Source organism: Duganella levis (assembly GCF_009857605.1).
GTDB classification, from domain to species: Bacteria; Pseudomonadota; Gammaproteobacteria; order Burkholderiales; family Burkholderiaceae_D; genus Rugamonas; species Rugamonas levis.
Genome location: NZ_WWCT01000001.1, coordinates 327,387 through 341,443 on the forward strand (window position 1 = coordinate 327,387; position 14,057 = coordinate 341,443).

16 protein-coding genes and 1 pseudogene are annotated in these 14,057 nt (G+C 60.4%); 8 read left to right on the forward strand and 9 right to left on the reverse strand.

The features are described 5' to 3' along the window. The first annotated feature begins 124 nt into the window (after nt 1-124). Nucleotides 125-1,300 (forward strand): tyrosine-type recombinase/integrase, encoded by a 1,176-nt coding sequence (locus GTP69_RS01460; protein ID WP_161053203.1) that lies wholly within the window; start codon nt 125-127, stop codon nt 1,298-1,300. A 337-nt stretch (nt 1,301-1,637) separates the two neighbouring features. On the opposite strand, the gene GTP69_RS01465 is transcribed toward GTP69_RS01460, so the two are convergent. Continuing rightward, a complete protein-coding gene (locus GTP69_RS01465) occupies nt 1,638-2,147 on the reverse strand; it encodes a hypothetical protein (RefSeq protein ID WP_161053204.1) in 510 nt (169 codons plus the stop codon). Between the two features lie 539 nt (nt 2,148-2,686). Here GTP69_RS01465 and GTP69_RS31210 point away from each other — a divergent pair. Continuing rightward, nucleotides 2,687-2,830 (forward strand): LysR substrate-binding domain-containing protein, encoded by a 144-nt coding sequence (locus tag GTP69_RS31210; protein WP_229260751.1) that lies wholly within the window; start codon nt 2,687-2,689, stop codon nt 2,828-2,830. Between the two features lie 131 nt (nt 2,831-2,961). Here the strand turns inward: GTP69_RS31210 and GTP69_RS01475 are convergent, their stop codons facing one another. After that, nucleotides 2,962-3,699 carry an SDR family oxidoreductase gene (locus GTP69_RS01475; protein ID WP_161053205.1) on the reverse strand — a complete coding sequence of 246 codons (738 nt, stop codon included), beginning with the start codon at nt 3,697-3,699 and terminating at the stop codon, nt 2,962-2,964. A gap of 101 nt (nt 3,700-3,800) precedes the next feature. Here GTP69_RS01475 and GTP69_RS01480 point away from each other — a divergent pair, with 101 nt between their 5' ends. Further along, nucleotides 3,801-4,697 (forward strand): AraC family transcriptional regulator, encoded by an 897-nt coding sequence (locus tag GTP69_RS01480; RefSeq protein ID WP_161053206.1) that lies wholly within the window; start codon nt 3,801-3,803, stop codon nt 4,695-4,697. Here GTP69_RS01480 and GTP69_RS01485 read toward each other — a convergent pair. Next, nucleotides 4,698-4,907, reverse strand: a pseudogene (locus tag GTP69_RS01485) (MipA/OmpV family protein); the annotation flags it as partial. 203 nt (nt 4,908-5,110) lie between these two features. On the opposite strand from GTP69_RS01485, the gene GTP69_RS01490 reads away from it, so the two are divergent. Further along, the gene (locus tag GTP69_RS01490; protein ID WP_161053208.1) at nt 5,111-5,890 is read left to right on the forward strand and encodes a substrate-binding periplasmic protein; all 780 of its coding nucleotides are present in this window, start codon (nt 5,111-5,113) and stop codon (nt 5,888-5,890) included. A 168-nt stretch (nt 5,891-6,058) separates the two neighbouring features. Here GTP69_RS01490 and GTP69_RS01495 read toward each other — a convergent pair whose 3' ends face one another. Further along, nucleotides 6,059-6,775, reverse strand: a complete 717-nt coding sequence (locus tag GTP69_RS01495) for a MipA/OmpV family protein (RefSeq protein WP_161053209.1) — start codon at nt 6,773-6,775, stop codon at nt 6,059-6,061. Then, nucleotides 6,765-7,352 (reverse strand): histidine phosphatase family protein, encoded by a 588-nt coding sequence (locus tag GTP69_RS01500; RefSeq protein ID WP_161053210.1) that lies wholly within the window; start codon nt 7,350-7,352, stop codon nt 6,765-6,767. The genes GTP69_RS01495 and GTP69_RS01500 overlap by 11 nt, the downstream gene beginning before the upstream one ends. A gap of 157 nt (nt 7,353-7,509) precedes the next feature. Between GTP69_RS01500 and GTP69_RS01505 the strand changes: the two genes are divergently transcribed. Together GTP69_RS01505 and GTP69_RS01510 are read left to right on the forward strand one after the other, a co-directional pair. After that, complete coding sequence (locus GTP69_RS01505) at nt 7,510-7,725, forward strand: CbtB domain-containing protein (RefSeq protein ID WP_161053211.1); 216 nt, start codon at nt 7,510-7,512, stop codon at nt 7,723-7,725. Between the two features lie 12 nt (nt 7,726-7,737). After that, nucleotides 7,738-8,457 carry a CbtA family protein gene (locus GTP69_RS01510; RefSeq protein ID WP_161053212.1) on the forward strand — a complete coding sequence of 240 codons (720 nt, stop codon included), beginning with the start codon at nt 7,738-7,740 and terminating at the stop codon, nt 8,455-8,457. A 12-nt stretch (nt 8,458-8,469) separates the two neighbouring features. Here GTP69_RS01510 and GTP69_RS01515 read toward each other — a convergent pair whose 3' ends face one another. After that, the gene (locus tag GTP69_RS01515) at nt 8,470-9,303 is read right to left on the reverse strand and encodes an HpcH/HpaI aldolase/citrate lyase family protein (protein ID WP_161053213.1); all 834 of its coding nucleotides are present in this window, start codon (nt 9,301-9,303) and stop codon (nt 8,470-8,472) included. A gap of 169 nt (nt 9,304-9,472) precedes the next feature. Between GTP69_RS01515 and GTP69_RS01520 the strand changes: the two genes are divergently transcribed. Then, nucleotides 9,473-9,706: a hypothetical protein gene (locus tag GTP69_RS01520; protein WP_161053214.1), complete on the forward strand. Its 234-nt coding sequence runs from the start codon at nt 9,473-9,475 to the stop codon at nt 9,704-9,706. A gap of 8 nt (nt 9,707-9,714) precedes the next feature. Here the strand turns inward: GTP69_RS01520 and GTP69_RS01525 are convergent, their stop codons facing one another. Continuing rightward, nucleotides 9,715-10,821 (reverse strand): S-(hydroxymethyl)glutathione dehydrogenase/class III alcohol dehydrogenase, encoded by a 1,107-nt coding sequence (locus GTP69_RS01525; RefSeq protein WP_110847941.1) that lies wholly within the window; start codon nt 10,819-10,821, stop codon nt 9,715-9,717. A 116-nt stretch (nt 10,822-10,937) separates the two neighbouring features. On the opposite strand from GTP69_RS01525, the gene GTP69_RS01530 reads away from it, so the two are divergent. Then, nucleotides 10,938-11,957: a GlxA family transcriptional regulator gene (locus GTP69_RS01530; protein WP_161053215.1), complete on the forward strand. Its 1,020-nt coding sequence runs from the start codon at nt 10,938-10,940 to the stop codon at nt 11,955-11,957. On the opposite strand, the gene GTP69_RS01535 is transcribed toward GTP69_RS01530, so the two are convergent. Further along, entirely contained in the window at nt 11,943-13,373 is a 1,431-nt protein-coding gene (locus tag GTP69_RS01535) for a heavy metal sensor histidine kinase (protein WP_371867760.1), read from the reverse strand. The two genes, GTP69_RS01530 and GTP69_RS01535, sit on opposite strands and share 15 nt — an antisense overlap. Beyond that, a complete protein-coding gene (locus GTP69_RS01540) occupies nt 13,370-14,041 on the reverse strand; it encodes a heavy metal response regulator transcription factor (protein WP_161053216.1) in 672 nt (223 codons plus the stop codon). Before GTP69_RS01540 ends, GTP69_RS01535 begins: the two co-directional genes overlap by 4 nt. Between the last annotated feature and the right edge of the window lie 16 nt (nt 14,042-14,057).

A 14,057-nucleotide genomic window follows, 5' to 3' on the forward strand; every position in this document is an offset into this window, starting at 1 on the left:
AGGGCAAAAGCGAGGAAATGCCAATTTGATTAACTCGACATTACTACCTATATTGTCGATTAAAATAACTGTATGAGATACTGTATAATCCACTAGATATCCATACAGTATTTAGTCTTTACCAATGCCAGAAAAGAAATTCGACGTCATCAATCTGGACCCATTTCCCGCCCGCAGCGGCGGCGCAGCGGAACGCCGGCAGCGCGATGCAGACGCCCTGCGCACCATTGCCGAAGACGCCATCACCGATGCCCGCACCGATAGTGAAATTGCAAGAGAGTTCATCAGTCACGGCGAATTGGGCGAAAAATCGATCGCCAACACCCAAAAAGAGCTGTTCCGGTTTTTGACCTGGTGCCGGGAAGAGGCGGGCAAAACCTTGCGCCAGCTGACCGTGGCGGACCTGAATGGCTACAAAGACTTCATCCGGTCGCCGCCGCCGGACTGGGTTTCAACCACCAAATGGCCACGCAGCGACCCGCGTTACCGGCCGTTCAGCGGCCCGTTGTCGGACGCCAGCCGGCGCCAGGCCATGATCGCCGTCAAAGGCCTGTTCGCATACGCCACGCAGACCGGCTACTTGCGGCGCGATGCGGCGGCGCTGGTCAAGCACGTGAAAACCGCCAGTGCCAGCCGCATCACGCGCTACCTGACGCCGGACGCGCTGGAACTGGCGCTGACCGTTGTCGCCACGCGCGAAGCAACGACGCCAGCATCCATCCGCCGACGCGAACGCGACCGTTTCCTGTTGACGAGCTACATCCACACCGGCGCGCGGCTGAGCGAAATCGTCGGCGCCAACATGGGCGCTTTCTACACCGAAGGCAACGGCCGCTGGTGGCTGGACGTGCTTGGCAAAGGCAACAAACCACGTCGGTTGCCGGTGCCGCCTGAAATGCTGGCCGCATTCCGACAGTACCGCGTCGCATACGACTTGCTGCCGCAAACCGCGCGCAGCGACGATACTCCGCTAGTATTGTCGAGCCGAGGCGAATTCCTGGTGCGCATCACGGACGAAGCTGCGGCAGATGCATTGAAAGCCATCTTTGCCGCAGCGGCGGTCGCAGCAGATCAATTGGGCGACGCCGACATGGCCGCGACATTCCGGCAAGCGTCCGCGCACTGGCTAAGGCACAGCATGCTGACCAACCACGCCAACAACGGCGTGCAGCTAAAGACACTGCAAGAGACCGCCGGCCACGCAAGCATCGCCACCACGGCAGCGTATCTTCACAAGACCGACAACGAACGACATGATGAGATTCTTGCTTCTGCTGGCCTGGGCAAGGAATCTAAGTGAATTCGCATAATTTATATTATGTAAAATGGCCTGCGGTGCGGAGCCGTCTACTTCGGGCAATAAGCGCATGGTTTAAACGGATGTTTATTCTGAGCGCACTGCCCGCGACAGCAAGCTAAAAGGTCAAGCACCTCACGCTTTGAGACGCCTGCCATGAGCAGGGGTTTTTTTTTCCTGCGACAAGCCGATAGTATTTCCTCGCGGTAGCCAGATCCCGAGACCGCCTATTCCGAAGATGCCAGTAATGGTTACGAATCAGCCGAAGAGTACGTGCAAAATCTTCGTCACTTAACTCACTAAACGGGAAAAGTTCTAATTGCATTCGAGCGATGCGGTCTCAGTAATTCGAACGCAAAACGGCCCCCAAGGCTGTCATTGTCTGCCGAAACTCCGCCGATGAGCTTTGATCGATAGCCTCCGCTTCCTCACGACTATTTGCAGTAGCAATTGAAGAAACATTCCGGTGCAAAGAGCGAAGTTGATTTCGTAAATCCTCATCAAAAATGCGCTCCAATAAACAACTCAGCTTTTGATTTTGCAATCGAAAGCCCTCGTCAAGATCAGCGTCTATTTTACTCAGCCCCCAGTTTTGACTTGCTTTGAAAGCGATTAGATCAGCCAGATAGAGTCTAGTCGCAAGCCGCAAGAGATCATAAAAGCAGTCTTGCACCTCAAGAATGGTTTCACGCTGAAATGTTCGACGTCGCTCTTCGCGCTCATCATTCACCTTTACAAGTTGCAAGCTGGCCACGTTACGACTGTTGATCGTCGTAGTTGCGATACTGGTGACAGCACCAACCACCGCACCGCCGAGAGTGCCTAAAAATGTCCAAGTGATTGGCTCCATTCGCATCCTTATCAAGTTAGACATATGAGCCGATAGTATGTCAGAACGGACAATCAGGCTCCACAGGCACTGATGGCAAAATTCCTATTCGACAACGACTAACAACTCTTTTTGCTACAAAGGCATTCCACAATTTTACTGACCTATCTGGCTCATTTGCAGGATTAGAAACGATCATGGCGATGAAGACGTCTGAACATAATTCAAAGCTCAACTTTGTGCTTACGGTCAGCGCTCCCGGTAACCCAGACATATTCAATGCAAGCATACAGAAATTAGAGGAGCTGATAGATGCCCTACTCGCCGAAAGACACAAATTAGCGACTACTTCAACGCTTGCGCAGTAACGTCCCACGCAAAATGCGATCAACCACACTACCTTTGTTCTCATCCTTGAACTGGACGAACTTATCGAGCGCATCAAGCACTTCCTGCGACGAGAACTTGCTCAACGCATCGCGCCGCTGTTTTCCGAGGCCGGACTGCCTTGCTCGACCTAGCTACCGCGCGCGACGACGTGCGCGGCCTGCTGAAACTCAATGTGGGCGCCACTGATCGACCGTTTTCTCAAGGTGCATCCTGCGGTACGCATCCAGCTTGTTGTGGATGACCGGCTGGTCGATATCGCTGCTGCTGGCTGCGATGCTGGAATCCGGTACGGGAAAATCTCGCGCAAGACATGATTGCGGTGCCAATTGGTCCGCGACTCCAGCACTTGGCATGGGCGGCTTCGCCGGAGTATTTGCGCCATCGGGGCATCCCCGCTCACCCCAGGACCTTTTGCAGCATGACTGCATCCGCATTCGTTTTTCGTTCACGCCTGAGCGGTCGGCCGGATCACGATTTCGCCGACATCGACATTGTCGGGCTGGGCAATGGCGAAGGCGATGGCCTCGGCGATAGACTCGGCCGGAATCGCCATCTGCTTCATTGTCGCCAGTCCTTTCTCGCGCGCGGCCGGATCGGACATCGAAGAAGGAAGCTCGGTATCCACATATCCCGGCGAAATGGTCGTGACGAGCAGCTTGTCTCCGGCCTCCTGGCGCAGCCCTTCGGAAATTGCCCTGACAGCGTTTTTGGACCCGGCATACACTGCCATCGTCGGTACTATCCTCAGCCCAGCTGTCGATAGCGTGTGGACGAAATGACCGAAACCTTGCCGGCGGAAGATCGGCAGCGCCGCCGCAATCCCATGCAGAACGCCCTTCACATTCACGTCAATCATGTTGTCCCAATCGTCGACGCGCAACTCGTCCAGCAGCGAGATGGGCGCAATGCCGGCATTGCTGATCAAGACATCGAGCTTGCCATATTGTTCGATCGCCAGCCCGACCAGTTGCGCCAGATCCGCGCGCCGCGTTACATCGGTGACCCGGTAGCAGGCCTTGCCGCCCTGAGCCACGATCTGCCCGCACAGCGCCGCGAGCCGATCCGGCCGTCTCGCAGCCAGCACCACGCAAGCGCCGCGCTGCGCGAGATGCCGTGCCGTGGCAGCGCCGATGCCGCTGCTCGCCCCCGTGATGACAACCACTTTGCCTTCGATTCCAGCCATGATTCCACTTCCTTTAAATGTATTTGAGCGCTAAGCTTAGCAGTGGAAATCGGGACGATCTATGCTATATCGTCCGTAAAATCGGCTATATCGGATAAACCATGGACCCGTTGTCAGAAGTAATTTCTTTATTGAACGTCCGCGCCGCGCGTTGTACGCGCTTTGAGGCCAGCGGAAACTGGTCTTATCGCTTTCCGGCCAAGCCCGCACTCAAGTTTGGCGCTATTCTCAAGGGCGACTGCTGGATGGATTTTGGTACGGGAGTGCGCCATCATCTGAGCGCCGGCGACTCATTTCTGTTGGCGAACGCGCCAGGCTACGTGCTTGCAAACGATGAGCAGGCTTTGCCGGCGGACGGCATAGCGATGTTTGACTGGGAGCATTCGGACGTCGCACGTCATGAGGGGGACGACACCGTTCTCGTCGCCGGCAGCTTCCAGTTCGACGCCTCGGATGCTGAATTGCTGCTGGACGCCCTGCCGCAAATCCTGATCATACCTGGCGGGCATCCGTCCGCAGCAGCCATCCGCAGCACATTACAAATCATAGCGCCTGAAATAAAGGGGCCGCAGATCGGTGCGGCGCTGCTGACGGAACGGCTGGTCGACGTGCTGCTGGTGCTGGTCCTGCGGGCGGCGCTGGAACTTGATCGAAGTACCGACTTCGGATGGATCGGCGCGCTGGCCGATCCCCGCATCGGAAAAGCCATTGGACTGATGCACAACGATCCAGCCCATCCGTGGACGCTGGAAATACTGTGCGCCGCCGTGGCCATGTCGCGCTCCGCCTTCTCGAAGCGTTTCAAATCGCTGGTAGGCCGCGCGCCGCTCGACTACCTGCTTCACTGGCGCATGCGGATCGCACGCGATCAGTTACGTCGCGGCGCGAGCGTTGCCGCCGCCAGCCTTCACATCGGCTATGCATCGGAGAGCGCTTTCCGGCATGCCTTCAAGCGCCTGCATGGCAACGCGCCGAAACGTTATCGAGCGTCATTTTGATCAATAGCGATAGCTCGCATAAACGGCTACCGTTGGCGACGTCTTGCGTTCCGTCAGCGGGCTGCGTGCCGCCTGTTGCAGCAACTGCGTGGCGCCGAGCATCGACGTCACGCCCCACTGCGCATTGAACTGGTGATCCCAGGTCAGCGCCACGGCTGCTTCATACCACCCTGCTCCAGCCACGAACGGGTGAAAGCGTGAGCGCGCCGTCTGCTGATCCGTTCAACGTGGCGATCTGATTTTTTTCCTTGCGGCCGCCACGGATGCCTAACGACGCGCTGTAGCCGAATGCGCCAACCTGGGCGCCCTAGCCCACGCCACGCAGGCTTCTGGCGAAAAAACCTTCGCCATGCTGCACGGCCAGCGGTATCATACTGGGCCGTTACGGGACACCTGTCCATCGAGATTCCTATATGAAAAAATCCATCCCTGGCCTGTGCGCCGTGCTACTGGCGCTCGCCATGCCGACGCCGGCATACGCCGGCCCGGCGCCGGCGGAAGTGCCGGTGCTGATCGCCGAGCAGATTGATTCCGCCGGCAATCCCATGCCTTCTTCGCCGGCCACGGTGGAAATTATCCGGTTGCTGGCCGCCGAATCCGGGCTCAATCTGGTATTGCGGCCCTATCCGTGGCGCCGCGCCCAGATGATGGCCGAAAACGGCGAAGGCCTGCTGTTCGGCGCGACCGCCACCGCCGAGCGCGCGCGCATGTTTTACTTCACTCAACCGCTGTACTTCGTCAACCAGTGGCTGGTGTCGTCGGCCCAGGCGCCGCTCATATTCCAGCGTTGGGAGGATCTGCGCGGCAAAGTGATCTCGATCGGCAGCGGCGGCAAATACAGTCCGGAGTTCGAGCAGCGCCGCGGCACGCTGTTTGCCGTCGACGAGAATGCCGCATCCAATCTCAGCCGGCTGAAGATGGTGAACGCGCGTCATGTCGATGCCCTGCTCATCGACAGCTACCGCAGCGCGGCACAGACCGCCGCCATGCTGAATTGCGTGTACAAGGAAGCCGGGAGCTGGGTGGTGGCGGAAAAATCCATCGGCGCCGAAGCGGCATTGATTGCCGTCCCCCGTGCGCCCGCGCTGGCCCCGCTGCTGCCAGTGCTCGATCGGGCCATCGGGCGGTTGATCAAAACGAAAAGCATCCAGAAGATACTCGACAGCCGCGCCGGTCAGGCCGGCTGCAATTAAACCAGCCACCGCCCGTAGTAGCTGATGATTGCCCGCAGTGTGCCGGCCTGCATGCCATACTTTCGCTGTAGCCGCCGCTGAAGGCCTGAGATAGATAGGCGGAATTGGTCGTTCATCTGGCGGACAGGCGCCGCTATCGTTATGCAGAAACGCTTCCGCTCTGTCGAGCTAATTAAATCGATAACTCACCGCCAGCAAACCGGAATCCAGCTTGCCGCGTCGCACCAGCGGACTGGCGGCGACCGAGGTGGCCAGCCATGTGCGCCGCAGGTTGCCGTTCAGGTACCAATGGCCGCCCAGATGACATTCGGCGAAGAGCGCGGCGAATGGGCTGTCGGCAGCACCGGGCTGATACGCGGCGGTGCCGTTGTAGTAGCGGACATAGGCGGACGAGCGGTATTCCAGGCCGGCTTGGGGATACAGCGCTACCGGCCCAATATCGATTTCAGCCGCATACATCAGGTCGACCAGATGGCCGCCGGATTTGCCAACGTCGCGGTAGGCGTTGACCATGAACGCTCCCACCGGCGTCACTTGCAGCGTACCCAGCCCGATTGGCAGTGAATCGCGGCGGCGCTGCGTGTCCGGCATGGGCGGCGTGTAGCCGTCGGACAGCACCCGGGTCAGCAGTTCGACATGGCCTGCGCCGACCGGCACTAATTTAACGCCGAACATGTCGATGCGGGCAAACACCGGGCCGGCGTCAAAGTTCAGGTAAGGGACTGCGGTTGTCTGGCGCGACTGCGCGCGGGCCGGCGTCGGCGCGGCATTCACGCCGGCGCCGATATCGCCAACCAGCTTCCAGTCTGCGCTGTCCGTCGATTCGGCATGCAGGCCTTGAGCCAGCAGCAGGCCGCACAGCACGAGTTGAGGTTTAAGTGGCATTTTCCATCCATTCGGGAACGTTTGCTATCCAGTGCCATCCGCGCGCTGAGCGGCGCAATTCAACCATCGTCAGTGGCGCGATCTCAATCCGCGAATGCGCGGCAAGCGGCGCACCGAGCGCGTGAATAATAGCCGCTCGGGCGACCGAGGCATGTGTCAGGGCGATGATTGTCGCTGGCGTGTCGGGCAGATCGTCCAGCCATGCACCGACGCGGCGGGCCATTGCTTCGAAGGATGCGCCGCCATGCGGAGCCGCCTGTGGATCGCTGAGCCAGGTTGCCAGGGCGTCCGGTTCTGTGGCGGCGATATCGGCAAGGCGCTGTCCGGCCCACCGGCCGTAGTCGGTTTCATTCAGCGCCGGCGCGATGGTGGCCTCAACGTTGAGCAGGCGCGCGGTATCGCCCACGCAACTGGCGGCGCTGCGGAATGCGGTCGTTGCCGGCATCGCGGCGACACGGGAGCGCCAGGTTTGTGTCGCCTCCATGCCGCGCTGGTCGAGCGCATCGTCGGCGGGAAAGCGTCCGCTGCGCATGGCCGCCGTTGCCGCATGGCTGATCAGGAATATCCGTAAGGGCATGAATCAATTTTCGAAAGAATAGTGCGTATAATGACGAGGTCGAAATGCGGAAACCGGTGCAAGCCCGGTGCGGTCGTGCCACTGTAAAGCCAGACCCAAGTTTCGAACTTCAGACCTTCAATTGTATCGTGGGGCACGCACCCCGGAAAGAATCAACATGAACGTTGGCACGCTCAGCCCAACCTTGGCGCCTGTCGTCAGTCCTATCCCTCTTCGCGAACTCATGCCATGGCTGGTGTTCGCTGGCCTCCTGATGCTGCTGGCGATTTACTTCGTCGGCGCAGAACAAGGCGCCACCTCGCTGATCCCTGGCATGTATGTGCACGAATTCGTGCACGATGGCCGCCATCTGCTGGGTTTTCCCTGCCACTGATCCGGAGTTCATATGGTCGGTAAGTTTTTAGTACGCGGCATGCTCGCGGGCGTCGTCGCGGGCCTACTGACCTTCGGCTTCGCGCGCTGGTATGGTGAGCCGCAGGTGGAACAGGCGATCTCATTGGAAACACACGCAGAGGCACATGGCGCGGAACACGGTCACGCGCATGAAGAGGAAGAACTGGTCAGCCGCCCTACCCAGGCTGGTATCGGCTTGCTGACCGGCGTGGTGGTGTTTGGCGCTGCCGTCGGCGGTTTGTTCGCGCTGGTGTTCGCCTATGCCTACGGTCGCGTGGGCCAGCTTGGCGCCAGGGCATTGTCGGCCTGGTTGGCGCTGGCTGCCTTCATCACCCTGGCGCTGGTGCCGATGCTCAAGTATCCTGCCAATCCGCCCTCGGTGGGCATGGCGGAGACGATTGGCTATCGCACCGGCCTGTTTTTCCTGCTGATCGCGATATCGATCACTACCACGGTGTTTGCGCTGAAGATGCGCGGCACGCTGGCCACGCGGCTCGGTTCATGGAATGCTTCGATCAGCGCCGCCGTCATTTACGTTGCGATCATCGCTGTGATCCTGAATGTTTTGCCGCCGCTAAACGAAGTTGCCACCAATTTCCCCGCAGTGTTGTTGTGGCAATTCCGTCTCGCGGCGTTAGGCATGCAATTCCTGCTATGGACCACCATCGGCCTGCTGTTTGGATGGCTGGTTGCGCAGCGGCAGCCTGGTTAAGTGAACTGACACTCAGAGTGCATTGCGGCGCCGGGCATCCTCGATGATGCGCTGCGCCGTGAGCACCATGGGCCGGTCAATCAATCGGCCATCTAGTGCTACCGCGCCACCGCGCGCGCTTTCGGCGGCTTCCAGCACCCGGTTGGCCCAGCGTAGTTCGTTTGCGGACGGCACAAAAGTCCGATTGATGATCGGCACCTGGTTGGGGTGAATGCAGAGTTTGCCACCGAAGCCGAGGCGCTTGGTGTAGGCCGCGTCGCGCGCAATCTTTTCCAGGTCGTCGATTTCGGTGGTGACGCCATCCACCGGGCTCAATAGGCCAGCGATCCTGGAAGCCAGCACCACTTGCGAACGGAAGAACAGCAGTTCATCCTCATCGCCATCGATACCCATGTCATGCTTGAAGTCGATGGCGCCAAACAGCAGCCGCTGGACCCGCGGCGCCTTCGCCAGTTCGGCGATGCGCGAAAATCCAAGTGCGGTCTCGACCAGCGGATAAACCGGTGCGCCAGCCGAGGCGCTGGCGATATCGTCGGCGCGCTCGGCCTTCGGCAGCACGATGCCGGCGATGTCGGGGCGGCGGCACACCCGCAAATCCTCGCCAAAACAGCCCGAATTAACGCAGTTGACTTTGACCAGGATGGGCACCTGATTCGCGCGCGCTTCCTCGCTGTCGAGCCAGTTGGTCAGGCTGTTGCGACCGGCCGTCTTGTCGCCGGCCCCAACTGCATCTTCCAGATCGATAATGACGGCATTGGCGCCGGAGGCAACGGCCTTGGAAAATCGCTCTGGGCGGTTGGCGGGAACAAACAGGTAGGAATGAACGAACGGCAAGGCGGTAGTCATGGAACGCTCCCAATTTGGAATGTATCCATACCTTACCTCAAAGTTAAAAACGATGCGTTCAAGCAGCGCGTTATATCGGGTAGAATTACCGTTACGCGTTACTTTATTTAACTGATAAACTCAGATGATAGAAAACAAAAAACGTGGCCGTCCGGTGACCGGACATGCCATGAGCAGCGCCGAACGCCAAAAAGCCTACCGTGACCGCAAGCGTGAGGAAAAGGCGGCCATCGCTAGTTCCCGTAACGCGTTACAGCAATCGCCGGACGACGGCTCGCCGCGCCGCCTGCTGGCGGAACTGGACCGGGCCCAGCGAACCGTCGAACGGCTCACCGAGGAAAACCATGATTTGCGCGAGCAACTCAGGTTGGCCCAAGCCCGGACCAAAAAGCGTAACGCGTAACGAAAATACTAGTACAGCACGACGGAACGGATCGACTCGCCGCTCTTCATCAGATCGAAGCCTTCGTTGATGCGTTCCAGCGGCAGGCGGTGGGTGATCAGGTCGTCGATGTTGAGTTTGCCTTCCATATACCAGTCAACGATTTTCGGCACGTCGGTACGGCCACGGGCGCCGCCGAAGGCTGAGCCTTTCCATTCGCGGCCGGTCACCAGCTGGAATGGACGGGTCGAAATCTCCTGCCCCGCCGCCGCCACGCCGATGATGAACGATTGGCCCCAGCCTTTGTGCGTGCACTCCAGCGCCTGGCGCATCAGCGTGGTGTTGCCGACGCACTCGAAGCTGTAGTCGGCGCCGCCGTCGGTCAGTTGAACGATCTGGTCCACCACATTTTCGGCTTCGTTCGGGTTGATGAAATGGGTCATGCCGAACTTGCGCGCCATTTCCTGGCGGGCCGGGTTGATGTCGACACCGATGATCTTGTCCGCGCCAACCATCTTGGCCGCCTGGATCACGTTCAGGCCGATGCCGCCGAGGCCGAACACCACCACATTAGCGCCCGCCTCGACCTTGGCCGAGAACAGTACCGCACCGACGCCGGTGGTCACGCCGCAACCGATGTAGCAAACTTTATCGAACGGCGCATCCGAGCGGATCTTGGCCAGCGCAATCTCCGGCACCACGATGTAGTTGGAGAAGGTGGACGTGCCCATGTAGTGGAACAGCGGCTTGCCGTCCAGCGAGAAGCGGCTGGTAGCGTCCGGCATCAGGCCACGGCCCTGGGTCGAGCGGATCGCCTGGCACAGGTTGGTTTTGCGCGACAGGCAGAATTTGCACTGACGGCATTCCGGCGTGTACAGCGGAATGACGTGGTCGTCTTTTTTCAGCGTGGTCACGCCGGGACCGACGTCCACCACCACGCCGGCGCCTTCATGGCCCAGGATGGCGGGGAAAATCCCTTCCGGATCGGCGCCGGACAGGGTGTAGTAATCGGTATGGCAAATGCCGGTGGCTTTCAGCTCGACCAGCACCTCGCCCGCGCGCGGGCCGGCCAGGTCAACTTCTTCGATGGTCAGCGGCGCGCCGGCGCGCCATGCAACTGCTGCTTTGGTTTTCATGCGTGCTCCCGTTAAAAGATGGCAGCATTGTGCAGGCTGGCGCCGCGCGCGTGGCTGTCTCCGCATCAGAATGGCAGGAATTGGTACAATAATGACCGGATTTTTCTCACTGCCCTATGAACTTATCTTCATCCCAGCCGTCGATCACGGTTGATATCGTGGTCTACCCAGGCTTTAAAGCGATGGAGGCCATCGGCCCGATGTCGGTCTTTGAATACGCCAACCTGCATTTGCAACGGCGCGGCAAAGCGCCCGGCTACGATGTCCGCATCGCTTCCGACAAGACCGGCATGGTGCGTTCCGATACGCTGATGGCGCTGGAAGCGACCAAGGCACTCAGTCCGCTGGCGCTGCCTGACAACGCCATCATCGTCGGCGCGCGCCATATCCAGCAGGCGCTGGTGGACAGTGCCGCCATTACCGAATGGGTTGCAGCGGTCGCGGCGCGCATTCCGCGCCTGGCCGCGCTGTGTTCGGGCGCCTTCTTTCTGGCGGCGGCCGGCGTGTTGGACGGCAAGCGCGCCACCACTCACTGGAGCGTAGCCGATCGCCTGAAGGCGGCCTATCCGGCAATAGAAGTCGACGCCGACGCCATTTTCATCCGCTCCGGCAATGTGTGGACCTCGGCCGGCGTCACGGCCGGCATCGACCTCGCGCTGGCGCTGGTGGAAGAAGACTACGGCCGCGACCTGGCGCTGGAAGTGGCGACCGAGATGGTGGTCTACCTGAAACGGCCGGGCGGCCAATCGCAATTCAGCTCGCATCTGTTGAGCGAACGCACCACCCGTCCCAACATCCGCGAACTGCAAAACTGGATACTGGACAATCTGCACGAGCGCCTGTCGGTGTCGCAGCTGGCGCAAAAAGCCATGATGAGCGAACGCCACTTCGCCCGCGTGTTCCAGCAGGAGGTGGGCCTGAGCACGCAGGAATTCATCGAGATGTGCCGCTTCGAACGCGCCACGCAATTGCTGGCCGACCTCGATCTGGCATTGAAAACCGTGGCTGCGCGCGCCTGCTTCAGCGATGAGGCCCATATGCGCCGCGTCTTCATGAAGAAGCTGGGCATTACGCCGAAAGTCTACCGCGAACGTTTCGCTACCACCGGTATCGAACGTCCGTCACCCCAAAGCTAGAAACTGCAAGCTGAACGTGGTCCGCGCGCCCGGCACGCTGACCACGCTGACTTCGCCGTCATGCAGCTGCATGATGGCGCGCACGATCGCCAGGCCCAGTCCGGTCGAGGCATTGCTGGCGCGAGCATAATCGGCGCGATAATAGCGTTCGAAGATATGCGGCATATGCTCGGCAGCGATGCCCTCGCCAGTATTGGTGACGTCGATTTGCAGCCCTTGCAGGCTGGCCTGCATCGCCAGCGTGATGCGGCCGCCGGCCGGCGTGTGCGTAATCGCATTCGACAACAGATTGCCCAATGCACGCCGCAGCAAGGTGGCGTCCGCGTACAGGTGCGCCTCGCCGGCAATCTCGCGGACCTCCAGCGTGATGCCGGCCTCCTCCGCCAACCCGGAAAAATAATTGCAGACGCGCCGCAATTCGGCCCTCGGGTCCAGCATCGCGCGCGCGATCGCCAGTTGGGCGTTGTCGACCCGCGCCAGGAACAGCGTGTTCTCGATCATGTGCGCCAGATGCTCGTATTCTTCCAGGTTGGAGGCCGCCATGGCCTGATATTCCTCGTTGCTGCGCGGTTGCGACAACGCTACCTGGGTTTCCACCATCAGCGTGTTGACCGGCGTGCGCATGTCGTGAGCGAGATCGGCGGCGAAGCCGGACAGGCGCTGCACGCCGTCTTCCAGCCGGTCCAGCATGGCGTTGAAGGCGGCGGCCAGCTCGCGCAGCTCGGCCGGTCCGCGCTCGACCGACAGGCGGGTGTTCAACCGGTGCGTGCTGATGTTGTTGGCCTGGCTGATCACCAGATGCAGCGGCTGCATGCCGCGCCGGACGATCAGAAAGCCGAACACCGCCACCAGCGTGGCGCCGAACGCCACCGCACAGGACAGGTTCAGCAGGTAGTGCCGCAGGAATTCCGAATGCCGCGAACGCGGCCGGGAGATGGCAATCTGCACCGGTGTGCCGGCGGCGTCGCCCAGCGTGCCTTCGGCGTTCAGCACCCGCAATTCGTCGGGCGCCCAGGATTGTTTGTGGACGTCTTCTGCCACCGGCGTGCGTGTGGCCGGCACCACATTATGCAAAGGAACGAAGGCTGGTGCGTTGGCGCGCGACGGCGCTTGCAGCAGCAGGCGGCCGTCTGGTCCGATCAGGCGCAACGTCAGACCGTCGCTGCCGTGTACGGCATGTTTGAACGGCGCTGGCAATTTTACGATGGCGTCCAGCGAGGTAAAGTCCGACAGCAAAGTGCGCGTCAGCACCACTTTATCGACCAGGCGGTCGTCGTCGCGCAGCTCGATTTTTTGCACTAGCAACTGGTACAGGTAGGTGCCGACGGCGGTAAAGGTCAGCATGGCCACCAGTGAAAACAGCAAGGTCAGGCGGAATGCAATGGAACCGGAGCGGATGCTGGCCACCGGATTCACGCCCGCGCCTCCAGCACGTAGCCCATGCCGCGCACCGTGTGCACTAGTTTGACCGGATAGGGATCGTCGATCTTGGCGCGCAGCCGGCGAATGGCGACATCGACCACGTTGGTGTCGGACTCGAAGTTCATGTCCCAGACGTGGGAGGCGATCAGCGAGCGCGACAGCACATCGCCTTCACGCTCGGCCAGCAGTTGCAGCAAGGCGAAATCCTGCACCGTCAGGTCGATCCGCACGTCACCACGGGAAACGCGGCGGCGCTGCACTTCGATGCACAGGTCGGCCACATTCAACGTGTCGCGGGGACGTGGCGGCGCGCGCCGCAGCAAGGTCCGCAGCCGCGCCAGCAGTTCGGCGAAGGCGAACGGCTTGATCAGGTAATCGTCAGCACCGAGTTCCAGGCCGCGCACGCGGTCGGCTACCTCATCTCGCGCCGTCAGCATCAGCACCGGCGTCTGCTTGCGTTCGCGCAGCTGGCGCAGCACGCTCCAGCCATCGAGACCGGGCAACATAACATCCAGCACGATCAGGGCGTAGTCTTCGTGCAGCGCCAGGTCAAGGCCGCCCGGCCCAGTGCGGGCCAGGTCGGCCTGAAAGCCGGCTTCCAGCAGCCCTTTACGCAGGTAGTCGCCGGTTTTCGTTTCATCTTCAACAATCAGGATACGCATTTGTGAGATTGTCTTC